General features: G+C 72.9%; 22 protein-coding genes, 1 tRNA gene and 6 pseudogenes. 14 read left to right on the forward strand and 15 right to left on the reverse strand.

Translation table 11 applies throughout. The annotated features are described in order from the left end of the window. Positions 1-145 precede the first annotated feature (145 nt). The 9 genes and pseudogenes from AFB00_RS35935 to AFB00_RS02080 all read right to left on the reverse strand — a co-directional run. Positions 146-922: pseudogene (locus tag AFB00_RS35935) on the reverse strand (hypothetical protein); the annotation flags it as partial. Between the two features lie 105 nt (positions 923-1,027). Further along, a pseudogene (locus AFB00_RS31220) lies at positions 1,028-1,925 on the reverse strand (IS5 family transposase). Between the two features lie 46 nt (positions 1,926-1,971). Beyond that, on the reverse strand, positions 1,972-2,361 hold the full coding sequence (locus AFB00_RS34495) for a cytochrome P450 (RefSeq protein WP_231974525.1): 390 nt from the start codon (positions 2,359-2,361) through the stop codon (positions 1,972-1,974). An 87-nt stretch (positions 2,362-2,448) separates the two neighbouring features. Continuing rightward, positions 2,449-3,438 (reverse strand): annotated as a pseudogene (locus AFB00_RS31225) (IS481 family transposase); the annotation flags it as partial. 115 nt (positions 3,439-3,553) lie between these two features. Continuing rightward, positions 3,554-4,294 (reverse strand): cytochrome P450, encoded by a 741-nt coding sequence (locus tag AFB00_RS02065; protein WP_068795795.1) that lies wholly within the window; start codon positions 4,292-4,294, stop codon positions 3,554-3,556. 49 nt (positions 4,295-4,343) lie between these two features. Then, complete coding sequence (locus AFB00_RS02070; protein ID WP_068795796.1) at positions 4,344-4,700, reverse strand: hypothetical protein; 357 nt, start codon at positions 4,698-4,700, stop codon at positions 4,344-4,346. Between the two features lie 471 nt (positions 4,701-5,171). Further along, positions 5,172-5,336 (reverse strand): annotated as a pseudogene (locus tag AFB00_RS32885) (cytochrome P450); the annotation flags it as partial. 162 nt (positions 5,337-5,498) lie between these two features. After that, complete coding sequence (locus AFB00_RS02075) at positions 5,499-6,545, reverse strand: cytochrome P450 (protein ID WP_083275196.1); 1,047 nt, start codon at positions 6,543-6,545, stop codon at positions 5,499-5,501. Beyond that, complete coding sequence (locus AFB00_RS02080; protein WP_068795797.1) at positions 6,542-7,978, reverse strand: MFS transporter; 1,437 nt, start codon at positions 7,976-7,978, stop codon at positions 6,542-6,544. Before AFB00_RS02080 ends, AFB00_RS02075 begins: the two co-directional genes overlap by 4 nt. Before the next feature lie 110 nt (positions 7,979-8,088). Between AFB00_RS02080 and AFB00_RS02085 the strand changes: the two genes are divergently transcribed. Beyond that, positions 8,089-8,760 carry a TetR/AcrR family transcriptional regulator gene (locus AFB00_RS02085; protein ID WP_068795798.1) on the forward strand — a complete coding sequence of 224 codons (672 nt, stop codon included), beginning with the start codon at positions 8,089-8,091 and terminating at the stop codon, positions 8,758-8,760. Here the strand turns inward: AFB00_RS02085 and AFB00_RS02090 are convergent. After that, a complete protein-coding gene (locus tag AFB00_RS02090; protein ID WP_068795799.1) occupies positions 8,735-10,390 on the reverse strand; it encodes an APC family permease in 1,656 nt (551 codons plus the stop codon). The genes AFB00_RS02085 and AFB00_RS02090 overlap by 26 nt on opposite strands. Before the next feature lie 139 nt (positions 10,391-10,529). On the opposite strand from AFB00_RS02090, the gene AFB00_RS02095 reads away from it, so the two are divergent. Beyond that, positions 10,530-11,183: a GOLPH3/VPS74 family protein gene (locus AFB00_RS02095; protein ID WP_068795800.1), complete on the forward strand. Its 654-nt coding sequence runs from the start codon at positions 10,530-10,532 to the stop codon at positions 11,181-11,183. Between the two features lie 210 nt (positions 11,184-11,393). Here the strand turns inward: AFB00_RS02095 and AFB00_RS02100 are convergent, their stop codons facing one another. Further along, complete coding sequence (locus AFB00_RS02100) at positions 11,394-13,259, reverse strand: primary-amine oxidase (RefSeq protein WP_068795801.1); 1,866 nt, start codon at positions 13,257-13,259, stop codon at positions 11,394-11,396. Between the two features lie 262 nt (positions 13,260-13,521). Here AFB00_RS02100 and AFB00_RS02105 point away from each other — a divergent pair, with 262 nt between their 5' ends. From AFB00_RS02105 to AFB00_RS02115, 3 genes are all read left to right on the forward strand, one after another. Beyond that, positions 13,522-14,304, forward strand: coding sequence for a tetratricopeptide repeat protein (locus AFB00_RS02105; protein ID WP_068795802.1), 783 nt, complete (start codon positions 13,522-13,524; stop codon positions 14,302-14,304). 127 nt (positions 14,305-14,431) lie between these two features. After that, entirely contained in the window at positions 14,432-14,821 is a 390-nt protein-coding gene (locus AFB00_RS02110; protein WP_156819333.1) for a hypothetical protein, read from the forward strand. A 76-nt stretch (positions 14,822-14,897) separates the two neighbouring features. Further along, complete coding sequence (locus AFB00_RS02115; protein WP_197519722.1) at positions 14,898-15,683, forward strand: hypothetical protein; 786 nt, start codon at positions 14,898-14,900, stop codon at positions 15,681-15,683. 79 nt (positions 15,684-15,762) lie between these two features. Here AFB00_RS02115 and AFB00_RS02120 read toward each other — a convergent pair whose 3' ends face one another. Then, the gene (locus tag AFB00_RS02120; RefSeq protein ID WP_068795804.1) at positions 15,763-16,104 is read right to left on the reverse strand and encodes a hypothetical protein; all 342 of its coding nucleotides are present in this window, start codon (positions 16,102-16,104) and stop codon (positions 15,763-15,765) included. 123 nt (positions 16,105-16,227) lie between these two features. On the opposite strand from AFB00_RS02120, the gene AFB00_RS02125 reads away from it, so the two are divergent. Next, positions 16,228-17,199: a sugar-binding transcriptional regulator gene (locus AFB00_RS02125; RefSeq protein ID WP_068795805.1), complete on the forward strand. Its 972-nt coding sequence runs from the start codon at positions 16,228-16,230 to the stop codon at positions 17,197-17,199. An 18-nt stretch (positions 17,200-17,217) separates the two neighbouring features. Here the strand turns inward: AFB00_RS02125 and AFB00_RS02130 are convergent, their stop codons facing one another. Then, positions 17,218-18,090: an LLM class flavin-dependent oxidoreductase gene (locus AFB00_RS02130; protein ID WP_068795806.1), complete on the reverse strand. Its 873-nt coding sequence runs from the start codon at positions 18,088-18,090 to the stop codon at positions 17,218-17,220. Positions 18,091-18,192: 102 nt separating this feature from the next. On the opposite strand from AFB00_RS02130, the gene AFB00_RS02135 reads away from it, so the two are divergent. Both AFB00_RS02135 and AFB00_RS02140 read left to right on the forward strand, forming a co-directional pair. Next, positions 18,193-18,267 (forward strand) — tRNA-Ile (locus AFB00_RS02135). A gap of 65 nt (positions 18,268-18,332) precedes the next feature. Then, positions 18,333-18,836 carry a hypothetical protein gene (locus AFB00_RS02140; RefSeq protein WP_068795807.1) on the forward strand — a complete coding sequence of 168 codons (504 nt, stop codon included), beginning with the start codon at positions 18,333-18,335 and terminating at the stop codon, positions 18,834-18,836. Here AFB00_RS02140 and AFB00_RS31230 read toward each other — a convergent pair. Beyond that, positions 18,833-19,730: pseudogene (locus tag AFB00_RS31230) on the reverse strand (IS5 family transposase). The gene AFB00_RS02140 and the pseudogene AFB00_RS31230 overlap by 4 nt on opposite strands. A gap of 142 nt (positions 19,731-19,872) precedes the next feature. On the opposite strand from AFB00_RS31230, the pseudogene AFB00_RS35940 reads away from it, so the two are divergent. The 5 genes and pseudogenes from AFB00_RS35940 to AFB00_RS02170 form a co-directional block, all read left to right on the forward strand. Beyond that, positions 19,873-20,055, forward strand: a pseudogene (locus tag AFB00_RS35940) (ABATE domain-containing protein); the annotation flags it as partial. Between the two features lie 116 nt (positions 20,056-20,171). Next, the gene (locus AFB00_RS35945) at positions 20,172-20,327 is read left to right on the forward strand and encodes a CGNR zinc finger domain-containing protein (protein ID WP_442965842.1); all 156 of its coding nucleotides are present in this window, start codon (positions 20,172-20,174) and stop codon (positions 20,325-20,327) included. Between the two features lie 182 nt (positions 20,328-20,509). After that, positions 20,510-20,617 carry a DUF2188 domain-containing protein gene (locus AFB00_RS34500; RefSeq protein ID WP_231974170.1) on the forward strand — a complete coding sequence of 36 codons (108 nt, stop codon included), beginning with the start codon at positions 20,510-20,512 and terminating at the stop codon, positions 20,615-20,617. A 308-nt stretch (positions 20,618-20,925) separates the two neighbouring features. Further along, positions 20,926-21,654, forward strand: a complete 729-nt coding sequence (locus AFB00_RS02165; protein WP_156819334.1) for a hypothetical protein — start codon at positions 20,926-20,928, stop codon at positions 21,652-21,654. Positions 21,655-21,886: 232 nt separating this feature from the next. After that, positions 21,887-22,210 carry a hypothetical protein gene (locus AFB00_RS02170; protein WP_156819335.1) on the forward strand — a complete coding sequence of 108 codons (324 nt, stop codon included), beginning with the start codon at positions 21,887-21,889 and terminating at the stop codon, positions 22,208-22,210. Between the two features lie 99 nt (positions 22,211-22,309). On the opposite strand, the gene AFB00_RS02175 is transcribed toward AFB00_RS02170, so the two are convergent. Next, complete coding sequence (locus tag AFB00_RS02175; RefSeq protein WP_068795811.1) at positions 22,310-22,885, reverse strand: TetR/AcrR family transcriptional regulator; 576 nt, start codon at positions 22,883-22,885, stop codon at positions 22,310-22,312. Positions 22,886-22,983: 98 nt separating this feature from the next. On the opposite strand from AFB00_RS02175, the gene AFB00_RS02180 reads away from it, so the two are divergent. Further along, on the forward strand, positions 22,984-23,697 hold the full coding sequence (locus tag AFB00_RS02180; protein ID WP_335726555.1) for an SDR family oxidoreductase: 714 nt from the start codon (positions 22,984-22,986) through the stop codon (positions 23,695-23,697). The last annotated feature ends 23 nt before the right edge of the window (positions 23,698-23,720 follow it).

The following is a 23,720-nucleotide window of genomic DNA, read 5'->3' on the forward strand; positions in this document are numbered from 1 at the left end:
CGTTCACGGCCAGCCATGATGCCCCGTACCCGATCGTGGCCCCGACCAGGCCCCCGGCCAGCAGCCGGCCGGCCACCGCGTCCAGGTCGAGCCGGCCGATCGCCATGCCGAGCAGCAGGAACGGCATCCAGGTGAGCACCGGGTAGGCGCCGGACAGCAGCACCGTCTCCAGCGCCCGCACCAGCCCGGACGGGGACACGAGGTCCGCGGCGTGCAGCACGTTGCCGATGAGGAGCTGGCCCTCGTCGTTCGTGGGGCCGGGCAGCACCGTGCGCAGCCCGAACGAGAGCAGCGGCCCGGCGACGGCCCACCCGGCCGCGAGCAGGGCGAGCGTCCGCGGCCCGGCGAACAGCAGCGGGAGCACCAGCAGGAACTCGACCCCGTAGACGGCGAGGATGACCATCGGCCCGTTGCTCACCTCGGCGAGCAGCAGCCCGAGCCCGACCAGCAGTACCGCCCGCACGGCGACCCGGCGGCGCAGCCGCGCGCGGTCCGTGGGCTCACCGGTGCGCAGCGCGGACCGCGCCGTCAACGCCAGCGAGACCCCGCCGAGCACCCCGAACAACACCGCCGCACGTCCGTTGACCAGGCCCCACAGCGGCGCCGAGGCGTCCGCGGCCGCCACGTGCGCGACGATCATCCCGAGGACGGCGAGCCCACGCGCGACGTCGACGCCGATCAGGCGGGTCCCCGCCCCGGTACGCCGCCGGCCGGTCCGCCACGGGGCCGCGCGACCCTCGCGGTCGTCGCGACCGCCGCGGCCGGAACTCCGGGAGGTGCCGGCCGGGGCACCGGCGCCGCGCACCCCGCCGGGGCCGACCACCGGCAGCGTCGTGGCCGCCGCCGTCAGGTCCTCGTGTGGCGGGCGGACGGGTGGGCGGGCGGGGCGGCCGGGCGTGACAGCCGGATCGGTCGACGTCATACCCGCACCCTCCCGCCGGGGGCCGTCCCGGCGCGTCGGAGCCGGGACGGATCCCGGGCCTCCGACCACGGTCGGACCTGCGGCGCCCGGCTCATGCCGGCGGGACTAGGGTGTGTCTCCCAATGCGCGGAGCCAGGTGACGATCGCCTTCAGGACGGCGCCGCCGCGGAAGGTCAGGGCGAGCTTGTCGTAACGGGTGGCCAGCCCGCGCCACTGCTTGACGTGGCAGAACCCGCACTCGACGACGTTGCGGTTTCGGTAGTCGACCGGATCGAATGCGGGCGGTCGGCCACCGCGTGAGCCCCGTCGTTTGCGGTGTCCCTGCTGGTCAGAGGGCTCCGGAATGACAGCGATGATCCGGCGCTCGCGCAGGTGCCGGCGGATCGCGCGTGAGGAGTAGGCCTTGTCCGCGCGCACGCGTTCAGGCCGGGTCCGGGGTCGTCCCGGGCCCGGTCGGGCGATGCTCAGGCGCGCCATCAGGTGCGGAAACATTGGCGAGTCGCCGCCCTGGCCGGGGCCGAGGAGGACCACCAGCGGGCGGCCGTGCCCGTCAACGAGCTGGTGGATCTTCGTCGACAGCCCTCCGCGGGACCGTCCCAGCGCGTGATCTGCTGGTTCGGCGAGCAGATTCGTGTAGTTCGATCCGGCCCCCTATGTCGCGCTTGAGGGTCGCGGCGTGCTGGTGGGCACGGATGATCGTGGAGTCCACGCTGACCGCCCACCCGAGCACCTCGGCGGCGTCGGCCTCGACCAGAAGAGCAGCCAGGATGTGGTCCCAGGTGCCGTCGCCGCTGTAGCGGCGGTGCCGCTTCCACAACGTCTGCCACGGCCCGAACTCGGCTGGGACGTCGCGCCAGGGAAGCCCGCACCGATACCGGTAGATGATCCCCTCGAGCACCCGGCGGTCATCGCGGAACGGGCACCCGCGACGACCCTCGGAGGAGGGCAACAGCGGCGCCAGACGGGCCCACTGGACATCAGTCAGGACAGCGGTACGCGGCACCGATCAAGCATCGCGCACCCCGCTCCGCCTATCTGGGAGACACGCCCTAGTCCGCTGACACCGGCAGTGCCCGCGCGCCCCGGTTCCGGAACGACCCGTGCCATTCGGCCGGGCCGGCGACCCGCAGGCCGGGCAGGCGTCGCAGGAGTGTGCCCAGCCCGATCTCGAGCTCGGCGCGCGCCAGTACCGCCCCGAGACACACGTGCGGGCCGTGGCCGAGGCCGAGATGCCGGTTCGGGGCCCGATCGAACCGCATGACGTCCGGGTCGGCGAACGGACCTGCGGGATCACGGTTGGCCGACCCCCAGGCGAGCATGACCGTGTCGCCCCGTGCGATCGACGTGCCGCCGACCGTGAACGCCTCGGTGGCGAACCGGCGGATCGACAGCTGCGGGGGCGGCTCGAACCGCAGCAGCTCCTCGATCGTGTCCCCCACCCGCCCGGGATCCAGGACGGCCGTGCGCAGGGCCCCGAGGCCGCCGTCCGGTCCGGCGGAGGCGACGAGCGCGTTCCCGATGACGTAGGTGTGATGTCCAGGCAGGTTGGTCAGGCGACTGATCGGCGGTAGGCCGTTGGTTGCGCTGTGGGGCCGGTGGTGATTGTAGAAGTGCAGCCAGCCGGGGAGCGCGTCTCGCCGAGCCGTTTCGCAGGGGTGGAAGCGGGCGTATGCCCACCCGTCGGCGAGGGTGCGGTGGAAACGTTCGATCTTGCCGTTGGTCTGAGGCCGGTAGGGCCGGGTTCGCTTGTGGGTGATGCCCAGTTCGCTGCAGGTGTCACGCCAGGCGTGTGAGCGGTAGCAGCTGCCGTTGTCGGACAGGACCCGTTCGACGGTCACGCCGCGGGCGTTCAACCAGTCCACGGCCCGGCGTAGCACACCGGTGGCGGTGTCGGCTTTCTCGTCGCTGTGGATCTCGGCGTAGGCGACGCGGGAGTGGTCGTCGATGACGGTGTGGACGAACGCTCTGCCGGTGCGCGGCTTGTAGTCGGTTCCCCTGGGCAGTCCGGGAGTGGACCGCTTGTTCAGGGCGCCTTGTCGGCGTCCGACGAAGCGGTGTCCGCCTCCGTCGGGGATGTTGCCGAACTTGGTGACGTCGACGTGGATCAACGAGCCGGGGTGTGGGTGTTCGTAGCGGCGTAGGGGCTCGCCGGTGACCCGGTCGATGTGGGAGAGCCGGTTGATCCGGCAGCGGCGCAGGACCGCGTGCACGGTCGAGGCGGCGAGAGCGAGTCGGCCGCCGATCTGTACTGGTCCGAGTCGGTGGTGCCACCGCAGTCGCACGATCTGCTTCACCAGCCTCGGCGGGGTCTTGGCCGGCATCGACCGTGGTCGGGAGCTGCGGTCGACCATCCCGGGCGGGCCCTCGGCGCGGTAGCGGTCAGCCCACTTTCGGGCGGTGCGAGGGGCGACCATGAACATTCTGGCCGCGGTGGAGCAGGTCCAGTCCTGGTCGGCGATCAGACGGGCCAGCCGTAGCCGGGCACGCGGAGTCAGCGCAGCGTTAGCGTGGGTCACAAGGGCCTCCGGTTGGTGAAGCGGTTCCTAGACAGCTCCACTTCACAACCGGGGGTCCTCGCCTGTCTCAGCGACAGGCCGTCATCAGCTCAACCTGGAACAACGTCCATGGACATCACACGTAGGTGACGTTCTCGAAGCCGGCGAACAGCAGCAGGAACGCCGCCGAGACCAGCTCGTCCTCCGACAGCGCGTCGCTCCCGTCGCGCGCCCGCACCAGGTCTCCGAGTACGTCGTCACCGGGCGCGGCGCGGGACCGGTCCACCATCTCGATCAGGAACCGGTGCAGATGGCCCGCCGCCCGCGCGGCACTGTGCCGGTCCGCCGGCGCCAGCACCTCCGTCGTCCACTCCCGGAACTGCAGGCTGCGATCCCACGGCACACCCAGCAGCTCGGCGATGACCCGGACCGACAACGGGGCGGCGTAGGTCCCGACGAGGTCGCAGGACGCCTCCGCGACCAGGGTGGTCGCCAGACCGGATGCGAGCTCCTCGGCGATCGCGGTGATCCGCGGCCGCATCCCGGCGACGCGGCGCGGGGAGAACCCGGCCGACAGCAACCGCCGGAGCCGGACGTGGTCGGGTCCGTCCATGTTGAGCAGGTTGCGGTCCAGCGCCGGTGGGAGCGACAGGCCGACGTACCCGTCGGTGGCGTGTCGCTTGTCGACCGACAGCCGCGGGTCCGCCGCCAGCGCCCGGCAGTCCTCGTAACCGACCACCAGCCAGACCGGCGCCCCGTCGGGCGTCCGGGCCCGGTGGACCCGGCCCGTCCGCCGCAGCTCGGCCCAGAAGCGGACCGGATCGGCGTGGTAGCGGGCGTCGAACTCGATGACGTCCTCGACGGTGTCCGTACTCATGGACGACAGGGTTCCGTTCCGAGCGACGACGGAGGGAGCCGGGCCGGGCCTACGCGTCGTCACGGCGGGCCTGCGGGCCGGCGGCCTCCAGCTCGTCGAGCAGGCGCCCCAGCGCACGGTGACCGGTCTCGTCCAGCTTCACCACCCGCCCGAGCAGCTCGGCGGTGCGGGGCTCGACCCGGTCGAAGTAGAACGGATTCGTCCCGAAGAACTCCGTCAGCATCGCCCGGGTCACCTCGCCGGGAACGGACTTCCCCGCCATTACCAGGGCGAGGGTCTGGTGTGTCACCGGGAACCCGGCATCCTTCATCTGCTCGGCGAGCTTGCGGAGCGACAATGCCGGCTGGTCGGTGGCGACCTTGTATTCCTCGATCAGTCGGCCCAACTTCTGACTGGTCGTGTCCATGACAGCGGACTCCTCGCTCGTTCATCCCAGGATGGGTAATCGAGCACTCTAGCCCCACGGAGACCACTGAGCCTTTTTCAACCTGCCGTTCCGGCAGCTCAGGGGCCTGGTTGTGTGGGTGCAGACGCCGAGCTAGCGAGCCGGTGACCTGTGCAGCTGTGGTCAGAGCAGTTGCGCTGCAACCTTCGCGATCTCCTGACGCAGAAGCTCGCTGGTCAGGTTGAAAAAGGCTCACTAACCCGCTGCAAATGCATCTGCATGTACCGAGCAAGATTACATTCATTCACGGAAATCTTTTCCGACTTGCCGTCATCCTTTGTAGACCATTGGTGACGTGCTGATATACGACGGCAGCGCCGTGCAGGCATCCGGTGCCCGCACCCGCCCGGGAACGCCGGCCGGAAAAAAGAACGATGGAGATCTCATCGCATTCCCGGACACCGGGGCCGCCGCACGGTTCCGCGCCGGGAGTCAGGACCAGGCGACCGGCAGCTCCTCCAGACCGAAGATGGCCTTGTCACTCGCCCACGCGACGTCGCCGGTGCCGGTGGCCGGTCGCAGGCCGGGGAAGCGGCGCAGCAACGCCGGGAACGCCACCCGCATCTCCGCCCGCGCGAGCGGGGCGCCGAGGCAGTGAGCCTTTTTCAACCTGACCAGCGAGCTTCTGCGTCAGGAGATCGCGAAGGTTGCAGCGCAACTGCTCTGACCACAGCTGCACAGGTCACCGGCTCGCCAGCTCGGCGTCTGCACCCACACAACCAGGCCCCTGAGCTGCCGGAACGGCAGGTTGAAAAAGGCTCAGTGGTGGATGCCGTGCCCGAAGGCCACGTGGTTGGTGGCCCGCCGGGTCACGTCGAACCGGTCCGGGTCGTCGGTGACGGCCGGGTCCCGGTTGGCGGCCGGGAGGTTGAACAGGACCAGGTCACCGGCCCGGATCCGGGAGCCGCCGATCTCGACGTCGCTCGCGGCGAGCCGGGGCGACCCCGAGTTGACGATCGAGATCCAGCGCAGCAGCTCCTCCACCGCCGGCGGGACGGCGCCGGGGTCGTCGCGCACCACGGCGAGCTGGTCGGGGTGGCGCAGCAGCGCGAGGGTGCCGAGCGCCAGCATGTTCGACGTCGTCTCGTGCCCGGCGACGAGCAGCAGGTTCGCGATGCCGACGAGCTCGGCGTCGGTCATCGCGCCGGAGTGCTCCCGGATCAGCATGCCGATCAGGTCCTCGCCCGGCGCGCGCCTGGCCCTGGCGACCAGGTCCTGCATGTAGGCCAGCGCCTCCGCGGCGAGCGCCGTCCGGTCCGCCTCGGACAGGGTCATGTCCAGCTGCCGGGCGGTACGGGCCTGGAACTCGTCCTGGTCGGACGGCGGCACGCCCAGCAGCTCGCAGATCACCAGCGACGGCACCGGCAGTGCGAACAGCGACACCAGGTCGGCCGGCTCGCCGTGCCGCTCGACCGCGTCGAGGTGGTCGTCGACGATCTCGACGATCCGCGGCTCCAGCCGCCGCATCCGGCGCACGGTGAACTCGGGCGTCAGCAACCGGCGCAGCCGGGTGTGGTCCGGCGGGTCCAGGGACAGCAGGTTCCCGCTGCGGTCGCCGGAGAGCTGCCGGGGATCGCGGCGCGGACCGTCCGCGAGGTCCGCCGGGGTCCATCCGTTCCGGAACACCTCGGCGTCACCGAGCATCCGGCGTACGTCGGCGTGCCGGGTCAGCAGCCAGGCGGACGGGCCGAACGGCGTCGGGACCCGGACGACACCGGGCTCCGCCCGGAGCGCCTCGGCGTCCGGTGCGGGGCCGAAACCGGTGCGGCGCAGCTCGACGGGACGGGTGTCGCGGGTGGTCGTCACAGGGTGGCCTCGGCTCGGTCGCGGGGACGGGGGATGCAGGCGGTGACGGCCATCGCCACCAGTGCCGATCCGGCGCCGAGCAGCATCACCAGCTCGAACGCCGACTCGGCCGGGACGACGCCGAGGCCGGGCACGGTCGTCGTCAACCGGGCGAGCAGGACGCCGGCGACGGCACCGGCGGTCGAGAGCCCGATCGCCCGCATCAGGTTGTTGAGGCTGTTCGCCGCAGCCGTCTGGGTCACCGGGACGGCGGCCATCACCAGCGCGGGCATCGCGCCGTAGGCCAGGCCGATGCCCGCGCTGATCACGATCGAGCTGAGGACCAGGTGCCAGACCGCGCTGTGCAGCGTCGCGCCGATGCCGTACCCGGCCGCGACGACGACCGCGCCGGCCATCAGCGTGGTCCGCGGCCCGTACCGGGCGCTGATCCGCGCCGACACCGGCGACATCGCTATCATGCAGAGCCCGCCGGGGGCGAGGACGAGGCCGGCGACCAGGATCGACCGGCCCAGCCCGTACCCGGTCTCCGCGGGCAGCTGCAACAGCTGCGGGAAGACCAGCGACATCGCGAACATCGAGAAACCGAAGACCGCCGAGGCGATGTTGGTCAGCAGCAGCGGGCGGCGCCGGCTCACCCGCAGGTCGATCAACGGGTCCGGGGTACGCAGCTCCCGCAGGCCGAACCCGGCCAGCGCCACCGCGGCGACGCCGAACAGGGTCCACGTCGGTGCGCTCCCCCAGCCCCAGTCACCGCCCTTGGAGATCCCCAGCAGCAGCCCGACCAGCGCCACCGCCAGCAGCAGTGCACCCGGGAGGTCGAAGCGCCCCCCGGTCCGCTGCGGCGACTCCGGGACCAGTGCGAGGACGAGTCCGGTCACGACCGCGCCGAGCACCGCGGCGGCCCAGAACAGTGCGTGCCAGTCCGCGACCTGCACGACCAGCGCGGACAGCGGCAGCCCCAGCGCGCCGCCCACCCCCAGGGAGGCGCTCATCGTCGCCGTCGCCGAGCCGATCCGGCCGGCGGGCAGCAGGTCACGCATGAGGCTGATCCCCAGCGGGACGACGCCCGCCGCCAGCCCCTGCAACGCCCGGCCGGCGACCAGCGGGACCAGCGAGGTGCTCAGCGCGGACAGGACCGAACCGGCGACCAGTACGCACAGGCAGACGAGCAGCATCCGGCGCTTGCCGACCATGTCGGCGAACCGGCCGACCACCGGGACCGCCACCGCGCCGGCCAGCAGGGTCGCCGTGACGATCCACGCGGTGTCCGCCGGGTCCGCGCCGAGCAGGGCCGGGAACAGCGGGACGAGCGGGACCACCACCGTCTGCTGCAACGAGACGACGATGCCGGCCGCGGCGAGCACGGCGACCAGGGCCGGCGGGGCCACGGGTATGACGGGTTCGACCGGCCGGGAGGTCGGAAGGCTGGACATGCACACTCCTGCGGAGCCGTTCGGGGACACCCGAAATCTAAGTCAATCAGTTGACTGAATGCAAGCGGAGCGGTGTGCTGTACGGGTGCACGAGCGATCGGAGGCCGACCATGACCGGGACCCAGCTCGACCATGCGGGCCGCACGGACCGGGCGGCCGCCACCCGGGAACGGATCCTCGACGCGGCCGAGCGGCTGTTCGCCGAGCACGGGGTGCACGCGGTGTCGAACCGGACCATCGCCGAGACGGCCGGTCAGGGCAACAACACCGCCGTCGGGTACCACTTCGGCGGCAAGCCGGACCTGGTGCGGGCGCTCATCCGGCGCAACGCGTCCGCCATGGACGCGCGGCGCGAGGCGATGGTCGCGTCCCTCGGGCCGGACCCGCAGGTTCGGGAGTGGGTCGACGCGCTGGTCCGCCCGGTCGCCGACCATCTCGCCGACGCGGGCGTGCCGACCTGGTACGCGCGGTTCGGGGCGCAGGTGATGACCGATCCCGGACTGCGCGGGATCATGGTCGCCGAGTCGCTCGCGTCCACGGCACTGACCACCGTCCTCGACGGACTGAACCGCTGCCTGCCGGCGCTGCCGCCGGAGGTGCGGCTGGAACGCGGCGACGTCTGCCGGCAGTTGCTCGTGCACCACTTCGCCGAGCGGGAGCGCGCGCTGGCCGACGGACTGCCCACACCCCGGTCGTCCTGGGCGGACGCCGCGACCGGGCTGGTCGACGTGATCGTCGGGGTGTGGACCGCCCCGGTCAGTCCCGCAGGTCGGGGCGGGTGAACTCGGTCGTCTCGTCGACCTCGGGAGTGGCGGGCATGCTGAACACCGCGGTCTCCCGCTCGTCCGGCGCGGTGTCCGCGCGGTCGACGGTGCCGGAACCGGCCCAGTCCGCGGGGCCGGTCTCCCCGGCCCGGCGGCGGTAGACCGCGGGCGCCGCCGCCCCGGCGACCGGCTCGGGAGCCGTCGCCCCGCCGCCGATCCCCGCGTAGACGTCCGGCCGGGCCCCGCGCAGCCGCAGCGCCCAGGCGACGCCGCCGACCGCGGCGACCAGCACCATGCCGGGCAGCACCCAGCGGGCCGGCGACTCCGGATCGGACCCGAGCAGCGCGTCGAAGTTCCCGACCAGGATCAGCAGGATCGCGAACAGCAGCAGCGCGGCCAGCGCCGGGGCGATCAGCCGGGCCCAGACCGAGGCCGGCGCCCTCCGCTCGCGGCGGAAGAACCCGATCACGGCGATCGACGTGCCGGTCATCAGCAGCACGACGCCGACCGCGGACAGCCCGGAGAACCAGCTGAACAGCGACAGCATCGGGTCGGCGCCGGAGAGGGCGAACCCGACGACCACGACCAGGGCCAGCCCCGACTGGGCCAGCGACCCGGCGAGCGGGCCGCCGGACCGGGCGCCGACCACGGCCAGCGTGGGCGGGAGCACCCGCTCCCGGCCGAGCGCGAACAGGTACCGGGCGACCCCGTTGTGGAAGCTGAGCAGCGCGGCGAACACGCTGGTGAGCAGCAGCACGGCGGCGAGATCGCCGACGAGCGGCCCGAACACCTCCGACAGCGGCCCGAACACCAGACCGGGCCCCTCCTCGCCGGCCCTGGCCTGCAGGTCGGCCGAGCCGGTGGCGGCCACCATCGCCCAGGCCGAGAGCGCGTAGAACAGCCCGGTGAAGGCGACCGCGACGTAGGTCGCCCTGGCCACGGTGCGACGCGGGTCGCGCGCTTCCTCGGAGTAGATCGCCCCGGACTCGAAGCCGGTGAACGACGCGACCGTGAAGGCGACCACCGCACCGATCCCGCCGGCGAACAGCGTGGCGGGCAGCAGCGGCTCGATGCCGACGACGCCGTCGGCGGGCCGGCCGAACCCGACGACGTCGAAGGCGATCACCACGATCACCTCGACGACCAGGAGCACCGCCAGCACGCGAGCGTTGAGGTCGACCCGGGCCACACCCAGCCAGCCGACCGCGAGCATCGCGAACAGCGCCCAGGTCCACCACGGCATCCGGAGCCCGACGAGTTCCCCGACGAAGTCCGACATCGTCGCGCCGAACAGCCCGTAGAGCGCGATCTGGATCGCGTTGTAGGCGACGAGGGCGACGAACGCGCCACCCACACCGGCCTGCCGGCCCAGCCCCCTGGAGAGATAGGAGTAGAAGGCACCGGCGTTCGCCACGTGCCGGCTCATCGCGGCGTACCCGACGGAGAACAGCGCCAGCACCGCCGCGACGCACAGGAACGCGAGCGGGACGCCCTGGTTCCCGCTGACCGCGTAGGCGGCGGTGAACCCGCCGGCCAGCGCCGTGAGCGGAGCCGATGCGGCGACGGTGAAGAACACCAGGTGCACCACCCCGAGGCGGCGCCGGCGCAGCCCCGGGACGTACCGGTCTGCGGTCGCGGGCGCGGACATGCGCGGCTCCTGATCATGGAGGGGTCGATTGTGCAAGCAAAATGGTAACGTCACGTCACCGATAAGAGGTAGTCGATCGCAATCATCTCGCCCTACGCGGGTGTTCGGCTACCAGGAGTGACACATCGAGGAGTGACCGGTGGAGCAGGGCGCACTCGCCGACGGGATGTTCCTGATCGCCTACGACGAGGCCACCGGGCGTCCGGGGCTCTCCCCCGATCTCCTCGCCTGCGGACTGGTCGGTGCGCAGCTCGCCGACCTGGTGACCGGGGGCTGGCTGACCATCGACACCGGCGGTCGTGTCGTCGCCGTCCGGTCCGCCTCCACCGAACGGGTGACCGGCGAGGCCGCGACGCTCGTCCTCGACAGCGTCGCGCACGAGGCACGCACGCACCCGGTGCGGGCGTGGGTGGACGCGCTCGGCGGCCCGCTGACCGAGGCGGTGCACAACGACCTCGTCCGGCGCGCGGTGCTCGTGCAGACGACCAGCAGGAGCGTGCTGGGGCGGCGTCGCTCGCGGCTGGACGTCGTGGACACCACCGCCGCCCACGCACCCGCGCTCGCGCTGCGCGCCATGGTCCGCTCGCCGGGGACCTTCACCCTGCACGGCGCGGTCACGCTGGTCCTGCTGGCCGCGCTCGGCGTCGAGCAGCTGCTGGAGCCGGAGGTCGACCGGGCCACGGCCCGTGCACTCGCCCAGGACGCGGCAGCCCATCTCCCGGAGCCGATCGACCGCCTGCGCCGCGACCTCGCCGAGACCGCCCTCGCCACCAGCGCAGCGATCCGCCGCTGACCCGCCCCGCCTCTCTCCCACCCACCCCGCCCCGCCCGCCCCTCCCACCCCGGTCTCCACTCATGGAGCTTCAGCCTCGTATGACGAGGCCCGAGCTCCATGAGTGCAACCGGGAGCGGCGGGCGTGACCGCTACTCATGGAGCTTCGGCCCGGTGTGACGAGGCTGAAGCTCCATGAGTGCGAAAAAAAAGGGGGCGGCGGAGCCGGGGTCAGTGACCCGGGGCGACGTCCAGGGTCGGGTTGCGGTCGAAGAACCCGGACGGGGCGAGGCGGAAACCGCAGGACGCCGTCGGCATCACCGGCCAGTCCTCGGTGCGCGGGAAGTGGGTGACACCGAAGGTGTGCCACAGGGTCAGCTCGGCGCCGTCGACGGCCCGGTCCTCGGCGACCCACTCGGGGATCCCCGACCCGCCGGCGTGCTGGTTGACCAGCTCCCCCGCCGGGTACCGGCGCGCCGGGTCGTAGGCGGTGACCCAGAGGTGCCGGGTCGCGAACGCGGCGCGGGCGGCGATCGAGGACCCGTCGTCGGCGAGCAGGGTGGGACCGTCCTCGGGTTCGAGGACGTAGCCGGTCGGCTCGCCGAAGCGGTTGCGCCCCTGCGACGACGAGACCCGCCACACCCGGCCGGCCCCGCGGTCGGCGACCCGGCCGCCGTCGCGTTCCGTGCCGATCCGGGTGGCCGTCCGCTCGAACGCGTTGCCGTAGGGGTTCTCCGCCGAGACCGGGAGCCGCCGGACGTCGAGCTCGTCGACCGCACCCTCCGGGCCGTCGACGGTCAGGTCGAGCCGGGCGCAGAACAGGTGCTGGTGGTAGGGCGCACCGAGACCGGGGGCGATCTCGGTCGCCCACCGGGCGGCGCGCTCGTCGTAGGCACCGGTGAAGACGACACCGGTGGACTTCACCTCCAGCTCGACCGAGCCGTCGAGGTGCAGGTACCAGTAGAAGCCGTAGTCGTAGTTGCCGATCGTGGCGAAGAACGAGACCACCAGCCGGCGACGGCGGCGCACGGCCTGCTTCCCGGTGAACAGGTCGGTGTGCTTCCAGAGCACCCCGTCGTCCTCCTCGTGCAGGCAGATCGCGTTGCCGATGGTGCGTGGGCGGGCCTGCGCGTCGGCGACGACGGCGTCGACGTAGTGGATCTCCCCGACGCAGTCGCAGCCGAGCTCCAGCGAGTTGGCCGCGTGCCCGAGCAGGTACTCGCCGGCGTCGAAGTAGTTCTGCCAGAACCGCACCGGCCCCGGGTCGGCGTACGGGACCACCATCTCGGCGACCGACAGCCGGTGCGCGACGGGCCGGCCGGCGAACGACAGCTGGTGCAGGACGAGCCCCTCGCGCGGGTCGAACCCGATCCGGAACCGCCAGTTCTCCCAGTCGACGACCTCGCCGTCGCCGGACACCGCGAAGCTCGCGCCGTCGGGCTGGCTGACGTGCAGCGGGGTACGGGACTCCCGGTACGGGCCGTCGCCGAAGTTGCCCTCCTCCTGCGGCACCGGGACCACCCCGGTGTCGATCAGCTCGACGACCTCGCGGGCCAGCAGGTCCACGTACGCCACGACGCCGTCGACCGGGTGCGCCCACGGGCTGTCGTCGCGCCGGTGCTGCAGGAACGACAGCACCCGCAGCATCCGGCGGCCCTGCTCCCCCGGCAGCCCGAAGGACCCCGCGGACAGCGGGCAGGCGGCCACCAGCGAGACGTCGGTGATCCCGCGCCGGGCCATCGCCTCCAGCCAGCCGGGGTCGGCCTTGACGATCGCGTCGACGCCCTCCATCTCCTCGCCGGTGATCGGCGGCTGGCCGTCGGTCACCGGGTCGTGCTCCTGCGTGCTGTCCACGGCCGAGCGGGTGAGCGACGCGATCACGGTGCGGGAGGTCCCGGTCGCCGGATCGAGCAGGACGGCGCGGACCCGGCGGTCCACCGGGTCGCCGTCCCGGTGCGCCGCGACCTCGGCCCGCGACGGCTCCTCCAGCGCGAGCACCGGCACGCGCACCTCCGGGCCGAGCAGGTCGTGCGACTCCAGCACCGCGCGGGCGGAGTCGATCTCGGTGGCCGTGAGCCGGGACAGCGGGTGGGTCATGCGGGCGCTCCGTCCTGCCGGTTCCTACCGGGTTCGTGCGCCGACGATGCCACGCCACGGGTATCACGGGCCGGATTCCCCGCCGATCACGACCCCGGGCTCCCACTCGACGACCGTGTGTCACCAAGGGCGGATTTCCTGCCGCCAATGTCCCCCACCCCCTCCAAGCGAGACCCCGTTGCCTCTACTGTGGGTAGCGATCACGGGGACCGTCCGGGTGGCGCTCCCCGAGATGTCCACCGCGAGGAGGTAGCGCGCGACCATGAGTGAGAGCGTCTTCGCCGGCTCCCCGTTCCTGCGCGAGAGCGCAGCGGTCGACCATCGTGCGGGTGGCGCACGGGCGGCTCTCCGCACCCGGCACGACCGCGCGGCGACCGATGCCCGCACCGCGGGCCGGGAGGGCGACGGGCCCGGCCTGCTCGACGCGACCCGGCGGCTGGAGCAGCTGCTGGCCGCCGCCCGTCGTGATCTCGGTCCGCGCGACGCCGACACGATCGTCGTCGAGGGCAGCCTGGCCGTCGCCTACCTCCTGGGCGACGACGAGACGCGCGGCCTCGACATGATCGCCCGCAACCTCGCCGCCCGCGAACAGGAGTTCGGCCCGGACCACCCCGCCTCGCTCGCCGCGGCCGACGCGCTCGCCGCCGCGCTGCGGATCACCGGGCGCCCGGAGGAGGCGGTCTCCCGGCACGAGGACGTCATCACCCGGCGCGCCCGGGTCCTCGGCGCGACCCACCCGTGCACCATCGCGTCCCGGGCCGCGCTCGCACTGGCCCGCGCCGACGCCGGCGACCTCCGGGGAGCCGCCGGGTTGCTGTCGGCGACCCTGGCCGCGGCCGACCGCTTCCTCGGCCCGACCCACGTCGTCACCGCCGACGTCCGGGAGCTGCTGAGCGAGTGCGCTCAGGCACTCACCGCCCTCCCCGTGGCCGAGTCCGTGGTGGTGACCGGGCGGCGGTCGCACCGCAGGCTCGCCGACGCGCGCGAGCACGGCCGGCCGTCGTTCTTCGAGCGGCCGTCCGGGCCGCTGCCGGCCATCGGCTGAGGCCCCGCCGACCGCTCGCCCGCTCCGCGATCGGCGGTGTTTCACACGACAGGTCGTGTTTCCGCCGGTTCCGACCGGGAAGGATGTGCCGTGGCGCGCCGGCGGGGTGCGCCGGGGAGGCGGGGTCGTGGACAGCACGGAACAGACGAACGCCGTGATGGCCGTCGTCCGGGTCGAGGCACCGGCCGGGGCGTCCGCGGACGTCGTGGAGGCCGAGCTGACCCGGGCGCTGCACGCGCGGCAGAAGCGCCCGATGACGGTCGAGCTGTCCCTCGCCGACGGCACCGGGCCGTGGCCCCGGCGCGGTCCGTGCCGCTACGCCTTCGTCGCCGTACTGACGATGGCCGGGCGCACGATCCCGAAACGGCTCGCCCACCGGGTCGAGAAGACCGCCCGCAAGGCGATCGAGCAGCGCTTCGGGCGCCCGGCCCGGGCCGAGGTGCGCACCGAGATCACCGACGCCGAGGCCGGCGCCTACTGGTACAGCCTGCGCGGCACCCCGCACCGCCAGTTCTGAACCGCCGGTCCCGCCCGTCGCCGGCCCCGGTGGGGCGTCCGCGGTAGGCATCATGATCTCGCGTACGGTGCCGCGCATGGCTACCGAGACGACCCGAGAGACGGAGACCGGCGAGGCCGGGACCGACACCGCGAAGCCGGAGGCCGCAGCGGCGACGGCCGCGACCGGGAACGCGTCGAGCACCGGGGACCAGGCGGCCGGGACCACCACCGCCACGGCGGGCGACACGACGCCGGACGCCACGACCCCCGTGGACACTGCGGAGAACGTCGGCGCTGCGACCGACGCCGCCACCACGCAGACCCCCGTCGCAGCGGCGGCGGACGACACCCCGGCAGCCGGTGCGACGGCGGCGGCTCCGGCCACGGCGTCGGCCACGAAGCCGACCTCGGCGTCGGCCACGGCGTCGACCTCCGGAGCGGGCACGGCACCGGCCGCGTCGACCGGGCTCGCCGCCGGTGCGGGTGCCGTCGTCACCGCCGGGCTCGGGCTGGTCTCGCTGACCGGCTCCCCGCTGACCGAGATGATGCGCGACCGGCAGAGCCTGCTCGGCCAGATCGAGTCCGCGACCGGCATGCCCGGCGACCAGATCGAGGCGCTCTACGGCGCGCCCTGGCACACCGCGGCGCTCGTCAACGGCGTCGTCGCGCTGCTCGCGGTGGTCGTCGGCGCCGTGTTCCTGCTGGCCGCGCCCGCCCGGCCCGACGCCGCGGCCTGGGTGCGCCCGGTGACGTTCGGCGGGCTCGTGCTCGGTGTGCTCGGCCTGCTCGTCGCCGGCGGGATGTACCTCGACCTGTTCGCCGCGCAGCCGACGCTGCCGGCGATGCCCAGCATGTCCGGCATGCCGGGGATGCCCGGCTGACGGACCCGGTCCGGCGGAACGGCCCCGTCGCGGTGCACACCGGTGCACCGCGGCGGGGCCGTTCCGCGTCCGGACGGGCTCAGTGTCCGCCCGGCACCGACAGCACGAGCAGTTCCAGCAGTCCGGCGGGGCCGCCGTCGAGGACCTCGATCCGGTACTCGTGCCCGGCGGCGACGTGCACGACCTCGTCCGGCGCGAGCGAGGCGACGACGTCCGGATCGACGCTCACCCTCGCGTGCCCGGCCAGGACGACGAGCAGCCGGTCACCCGTCGCCCGCGCCCCGCGCCACGGCACGACGGCCGGGGCGAGCGAGAGCCGCTCCAGGGCGATGTCGCCGTAGCCGTCCCCGGGACCGACGAGCAGCTGGTGCGCGACGGGTGCCGTCGGACGCCCGACGCCGTGAACCGTCGTGACTGTCATCGCACCCTCCCCGGCCGACGGCTCACCTGAGCGGGTCGTGACGCAATCGGCCAGCAGCAAGTAGACGGTCCGTGCGTCGATCGGGTCAACACGACGGACGGAATGGGAAGCTAGAGTGCTCAGATGAGCGGTCATCGGGACGACACCGGCGACGACCGGTGGGGGCCGGCCCGCCGGCTGCTGGCCGCCGAGGTCGCCGAGCGCTGCGTCGTCCACCAGCAGACGAAGGTCGCGGTCGCCGCCGAGCTGGGCCTGAGCCGGTTCCAGGTGGCACGGCTGCTCGACGCCGCGCTGCGGCACGGGCTGGTCCGCGTCGAGATCGACGCCGGCGCGGACGTGGACCGGTCCCGCTCGGCGGAGCTGCGCTCGGCCTACGGGCTGCGCCGCGCGCTGGTCGTTCCCCCGGGACCCGGGCGGGCGTCACGGTCGGGGGTCGCCGGCCTGGCCGCGGAGCTGCTGCGCGAGCTGGTCGGGGCGGGGGACGTGCTCGGGCTGGCCTGGTCGCGCACGGTCAACGACGTCGTCGGGCACCTGGACCGGCTGCCGCGCTGCGAGGTCGTCCAGCTGTGCGGGGCGTACTCCCTGCCGTGGCGGCGGGACGGTTCGGCGACCGCGGTCTACCGGGCGGCCGCGCTGTGCGGCGGCGACGCCTACCCGATCTACGCCCCGCTGGTGATGCCCGACCGCGGCACGGTGCGGGCCCTGCGCGAGCAACCGGGCGTGGCCGACGCGTTCGCCCGGTTCGCCGAGCTGGGGACCGCGGTGCTCTCGATCGGGGCCTGGGGTACCGGCCACTCGACCGTGCACGACGTCCTGACGCCGGCCGAGCGCGCGCGGCTCGGTGACCGGGGAGCGTGCGGTGAGGTGGTCGGGATCCTCGTCGACTCCGGCGGCCGGGTGCTCGACACCGGCCTGTCCCAGCACCTGGTGGCCATCGGGGAGGCCGAGCTGCGGAACGCGCGCGAGGTCGTCGGGCTGGTCCGTGACCCGGCCCGGGCGCCTGCCGCGGCCGCCGTCCTGCGGTCCGGGCTGGTGCACACCCTGGTGGCCGACGCGCAGACCGCGGACGCGCTGCTCCGGATCGCCGCCGGGTGAGCGACGGGTCCGGCCCCCTCAGCGGGGGATCCGCAGCACCGGCCGTGGGCGCAGCACCGGGGGGCCGCCGTCGTCGGGCTCCGGGCCCTGCGGCACCGGGGCGGGATGCGCCGGCCCAGCGACGCCGAGGAACGGCCGGATGTAGCGCGCCGTCCGCACCAGGACCTCCCGGTGCACGTCGAGGGGTGCCGTCACCGGCTGCGCCTGGACCACCATCTCGCCCGACCACGGCAGGGCCCGGTCCGCGAGCAGCCCGTCGATGATCCGGCCGGTGGAGGTGCCCGGCGGGAGCGGACGGGACAGCGCCACCCGGGGCACACCGCGGGCGTAGGTCCAGTACCGGGCGAGGTCCGGCACCACCGCCGGGTCCGTCCCCGGCGACCGCTCCGACAACAGCCCGACGCCCCGTGCCGCCGCGGCGTCCACCGCCGCCGTCGAGTCCGCCGCCCACCACACCCGCTGCTCGGCCAGCTCCGCCGGCAGCAGCTCCAGCAGGACGTCGAGCGCCGCGACGGTGTCGGCGTGCCGGTCGTCGAACCGGCGCCCGAACCTGGCCGCGGCGCCGGCGTCGGTCCCGTGGCCGATCCCCAGCTCCAACCGGCCGCCGGACAGCGCGTCGAGCACCGCCGCGTCCTCGGCGACCCGGCGCGGATCCTCCAGCGACAGCGCGACCGACGCGGTGCCGAGCCGGATCAGCCGCGTGCGCTCGGCGACCGCGGCCAGCAGCACCAGCGGCGACGGCAGACGCCCGCCGAGGTGGCCGTCGTGGTGCTGGGCGACCCAGAACGAGTCGTACCCGAGCTCCTCGGCGCGGACGGCGAGGTCGACGGTCGCGCGGAAGGAGCGCGCAGGGTCGTCGCCCGTGACGTGGGTGAGATAGCCGAGCCGCATCGGCGGAGGATAGGAGGTGACCCTCCGCCACCGGTCGAGTGACTCGGGTGTGCTGCCGTGCGCCGGGCGGCCGGGGCGCTCGGGTAGCGTTCCGGACCACGCGCGGCGGTAGCTCAATTGGTCAGAGCAGCGGACTCATAACCCGTCAGGTTGCCGGTTCGAGCCCGGCCCGCCGCACCGCGTGACCAGCCACAACAGCACTGATCATGATCGACTGTTTGGGCTTGTCCATGGTTGCGTCCATGAACGCAGCGGCGGACGCTGTCCCCACGACCAGCGGACACGGCTCGACCGGGCGCAGGCGCGGCAGCATCCGGCAGCGGGGTGACTCGCTCCAGGTACGGGTGTTCGCCGGGCAGGATCCGGTCACCGGCAAGGACCGCTACCTCACCGAGACCGTGCGCGGTACGGACAAGCCCGCCCGCAAGCGCGCCGAGAAGGCCATGACCCGGCTCCAGGCCGAGGTGGACAGGCAGCGCAGCCCGGAGTCCGCCCTCTCGCTGTCGAGGGTCCTCGACGAGTGGCTCCGTACCGTCGAGATCGAGGACACCACCCGGCGTACCTACCTCGGCTACATCGAGCGCACCGTGAAGCCGGCCATCGGCACCATCGGGATCGACAAGCTCAGCGCACGGAACCTGGAGACCTTCTACGCGCAGTTGCGCCGGTGCCGGGCCCGGCTGCTCGGGGCGGCCGCGCATCGAGCGGCACGCGACCGACCAGCCGCACGACTGCGCCACGGCTAGGGCGTGTCTCCCAATGCGCGGAGCCAGGTGACGATCGCCTTCAGGACGGCGCCGCCGCGGAAGGTCAGGGCGAGCTTGTCGTAACGGGTGGCCAGCCCGCGCCACTGCTTGACGTGGCAGAACCCGCACTCGACGACGTTGCGGTTTCGGTAGTCGACCGGATCGAATGCGGGCGGTCGGCCACCGCGTGAGCCCCGTCGTTTGCGGTGTCCCTGCTGGTCAGAGGGCTCCGGAATGACAGCGATGATCCGGCGCTCGCGCAGGTGCCGGCGGATCGCGCGTGAGGAGTAGGCCTTGTCCGCGCGCACGCGTTCAGGCCGGGTCCGGGGTCGTCCCGGGCCCGGTCGGGCGATGCTCAGGCGCGCCATCAGGTGCGGAAACATTGGCGAGTCGCCGCCCTGGCCGGGGCCGAGGAGGACCACCAGCGGGCGGCCGTGCCCGTCAACGAGCTGGTGGATCTTCGTCGACAGCCCTCCGCGGGACCGTCCCAGCGCGTGATCTGCTGGTTCGGCGAGCAGATTCGTGTAGTTCGATCCGGCCCCCTATGTCGCGCTTGAGGGTCGCGGCGTGCTGGTGGGCACGGATGATCGTGGAGTCCACGCTGACCGCCCACCCGAGCACCTCGGCGGCGTCGGCCTCGACCAGAAGAGCAGCCAGGATGTGGTCCCAGGTGCCGTCGCCGCTGTAGCGGCGGTGCCGCTTCCACAACGTCTGCCACGGCCCGAACTCGGCTGGGACGTCGCGCCAGGGAAGCCCGCACCGATACCGGTAGATGATCCCCTCGAGCACCCGGCGGTCATCGCGGAACGGGCACCCGCGACGACCCTCGGAGGAGGGCAACAGCGGCGCCAGACGGGCCCACTGGACATCAGTCAGGACAGCGGTACGCGGCACCGATCAAGCATCGCGCACCCCGCTCCGCCTATCTGGGAGACACGCCCTAAGTGCGTCCCCCACGTGTGCAGGCCGATGGCGGCCGCGACTGTCCGAGCGTCACGGCAAGGCGCTAGAGCGCATTCCCGTGCCCTCCCGGCTCGTGGACTGGTTGGCGGTCAACGGGTTCGTGGTGGATTCCTGCACCACCGCTCAGCTCGACCGTGCTCGGCGGCTGCGGGAGTCGATCCACGCAGCCGCTACCGCCGCCGCGGAGGGGAGCCCGCTTCCCCCGCGGCCGTCGAGGTCATCAACGCCGCCAGCACCGGCGGTGTGGCCTCGGCGGTGCTGGCGCCCGAGGGCGGCCGACACTGGCGGCTGGGCTCCGCGTCCGTGGAGGACGCACTCAGCGTGGTTGCTGCCGATGCCATCGAGATCGTCGCCGGGCAGCGCAACGGGAGGATGGCCCTGTGCGCGTCTCCGACGTGCCGAGCTGCGTTCTTCGACACCAGCCGGAGCCGCAACCGCAGGTGGTGCGACATGAACATCTGCGGAAACCGTGAGAAGAAGGCGCGCTTCCTCGCCAACAAGCGCGATGGCTCGGGATCTGCTGGTTGATCACCGGGCGTCCGGCGGTGCGGGACGCCTGCAGCTCGGCGACTCCGCTCGGCGTCGCCTGTTGTGATCGTCCGTGTGGTGAGCCCGGCGAGCGCCACGACCAGGCGGGCCTGCTCCTCACGCCGCAGCGGGTCGCACAGACCTATGTCAACAAGGTCCAGACCGGGGCGAAGGGACGGGACATGGCCATCAAGCGGGGGGTCGAGCACATCATCCACAACCAGGACGGCAAGATCGGCGAGCGCAACACCTACCCCCGTAGCCGCGACCCCCGCAGCTCGAAGGGCTGACGCCGCCGCCCGCACCGCGGAGAGGGTCAGCGTCATCGAGTCGCCGCTGGAGCCGCGCCCGGGGCTGGCCCGCGACACAGGACCGTCCGGGTCGGCCCCGACCCCAGCCCCCCGACCCGCGCCACCACTCGGCCACCACGCGGGGCAGCCGGTACGCATCTTGCTCTCCTGGCCATCGTCGCGAAGCAGCCGAACCAGGGCCGGGGCGTCGCCTGCTCCTGCAGGCGGTCGGACCGCGGGTTTCGATAGTTTTGATGATCCGGGTCGGGCCCGGCTAACCACGGTGGTGATGGGCCGATAGGACCACCGTGACTACGCCGCAGAGCCCCTACCAGGGCCACCTCCAGCCCCAGCCCCAGCAGCACGGCCAGTACCCCGCGGCTCCGCCGCACGGGCAGTACCCGCCGCCCGGCCCCTACCAGCAGGGCCCGTACCCGCCTCAGTCCGGCCAGCAGTGGGGCCAGGCCCCGCACTACGCCCAGCCCCCTGCACCGCAGCCGCCGAAGAAGAAGCGTCGCACCGGCCTCAAGATCGGCCTCGGGGTGTTGGTCGCGATCGTCGTCATCGCGATCGCCACCAGCGGCGGCGACGACGGTCAGCCCTCGACCACCGCGACCGCCGACGCCGCCACCGCCGCAGCCGGTAGCGCAGGTACGGCCGCGGCCGGAGGCGAGGCCGGGACGGTGGCCTTCGGCCAGCAGGCCAGCGCCGGGGACCTGACACTCACCGCGTCGGCACCCGAACAGATCACCGAGCTGGGGATGACCCAGACCTGCTCGACGGTGACTTACACCAACAACGGGTCCTCCCCCGCCTCGTTCGCCTTCTTCGACTGGAAGTTCACCACCCCGGCCGGGGTCGAGACCTCGGCCTCGATCCCGTTCAACGCCGGCGCGAAAGCCCTGAACTCCGGCGAGCTCGCCCCGGGCGGCACGACGACCGGGATGGTCTGCGGCGACCAGCAGACCACCGACGTCAACGCGGTGAAGTACGCGCCGACGCTGAGCTTCTCCGACCCCATCACCTGGACCAACTGAAACCCCTCTCCCCCTGGTCGGCGCGTCGACAGCCGGGGTAGTCACGCACAACGCATCGACGCGCACCGTGAGGCTCCCGCCGCGCCCCGCGGCGGGAGCCTCACCCTCCCTTCCCGCCCGGTGGGCGACGGCCGGCACCGCGGACCTGTGGCCGGCAGTCGCCACGTCGACAGCGCCCGGCCAGTCGCGCTGCGCCGGTCCGGGTGCGCATCGCTTTCCGAGGAGCGTCGCCTTGTCTCAACCGATCCCGTGGCAGCCGGCACCCGGGCCGCCCCCACCGACGCCGGTGCCGCCCGCTCCGCCGCACTACCGGCGGGTCTCGCACGGTGTGCACCTGTTCCTGACACTGTTCACGTTCGGGATGTGGGCGGTCCTCGTCTGGTGGTGGTGGACCATCGTGATCAACGTGTCGAACAATTCCGCCCGTGCGGACTTCGAGGCCGCGTCGGCACGCTTCGAGTACGACCGCTGGCAGTGGGAGCAGTACTGGCGACGACTCCGCGGTGAGGGTCCGTGGGGCCCGCCACCCGGCCCTGGCCACGGGCCGCAGTGGTAGCGACAGCACCGCCCCGCTATCGCCGGCCCGTCCACGGCGAGCGGTGACACCAGCACGCAGAATGCCGGCGGCGCTGCGGGTCTTGATCGCGACGCCCTGCTACTGCAGTCGTCGGTCGGTGGAATCGAGCAGGCTCAACGCGTCGTCCACGAGGTCCCCGAAGGAGCAGTCGCCCGAGGCGGGGGCGTCGATCCACTCGTCGTAGGCGACGGTGAACACGGCGAGGCCGACGGCGCCGAGGAGCGTGGCGGTCCGGTCGTCGAGTCCGCGCGCACGCAGGCCCGACACCAGCGCGTCACCGACGCCGGCCCGCTTGAGGAGCTCGCGCTCGCGCAGTGCGGGATGGCCGGTGATGAGCGCGTGCCGCACACGGATCGCCTCGGCGTCGGCCTCGTGCCGGGCTGCTCCGGCGCGCAGCGCGATGGCCAGCACAGCGAACGGCGGTTCGTCAGGCGCCGCGCCGCGGACCGCGTCCTCGATGACCCGGCAGAGCTCGGCGTGGCCACGGAACACCACCTCGGCCTTGTCCCGGAAGTGGTTGTAGAAGGTGCAGGTGGTCACGCCGGCCCGGTCCGCGATGTCGGCCACCATCGTCTCGTCGACGCCGTGGCAGGTGAACAGCTCCAGAGCGGCGCGTTCAAGGCGCCCCTGAGCGTCGGGCTTCCAGCGGGGCATGATCGAACGCTAGGTGATTACACGTGTTGTAGTCAAAGCGCCGGTCGGCCTACTGTGACTACATGCCATGTAATCAGGTTCGAGGTAGCCGGGTCGTCGTGATCGGCGGGACGAGCGGCTCCGGGCTCGCCACGGCACAGGCCTTGGTCGAGGCCGGAGCGCAGGTCCTGGTCACCGGCCGCACGCAAAGCAAGATCGACGCCGCAGCAGAGCAGCTCGGTACCGCCGCGACCGTGCTGCGCAGCGATGCGTCCGTAGTGGCCGACGTGGATACGCTCGCCGCTCGGATCGCCGCTGAGTACGGCCGGGTCGACGGGGTGTTCGTCAACGCGGGTATCCCGTTGTCCCGGCCCCTGGCCGAGATGGACGAGGCCACGTTCGACGAGATCGTCGCCGTCAACGTCAAGGGCCCGTACTTCACCGTCGCGAAGCTCGCGCCCCTGCTCAACAGCGGTAGCGCGATCGTGTTGACCACCTCGGTAGCCAACCGCCTCGCCACCCCCGGTCTCAGCGCCTACGCCGCCACCAAGGCCGCGCTGCGGGCGATGGTCCGGACCGCTGCCCGCGAGCTGCTGCCCCACGGGATCAGGGTCAACGCGATCAGCCCCGGCCCGATCGACTCCGGCGCTCTCGAACGGTGGATGCCCGCGACGGACACGGCCGCCGTCCGCACCGGAATGACGCAGGAGAACCCCATGCGGCGCTTCGGTACCACCGCCGAGATCGCCGCGGCTGTCCTGTTCCTTCTCTTCGACGCCACCTACACCACCGGCGCCGAGTTGACCGTCGACGGCGGCGCAGCGCACCTGTGAGCCCAGCGGTGACGACGCGCAGA

The sequence above is a fragment of the Pseudonocardia sp. HH130630-07 genome, from assembly GCF_001698125.1.
Lineage (GTDB): Bacteria > Actinomycetota > Actinomycetes > Mycobacteriales > Pseudonocardiaceae > Pseudonocardia.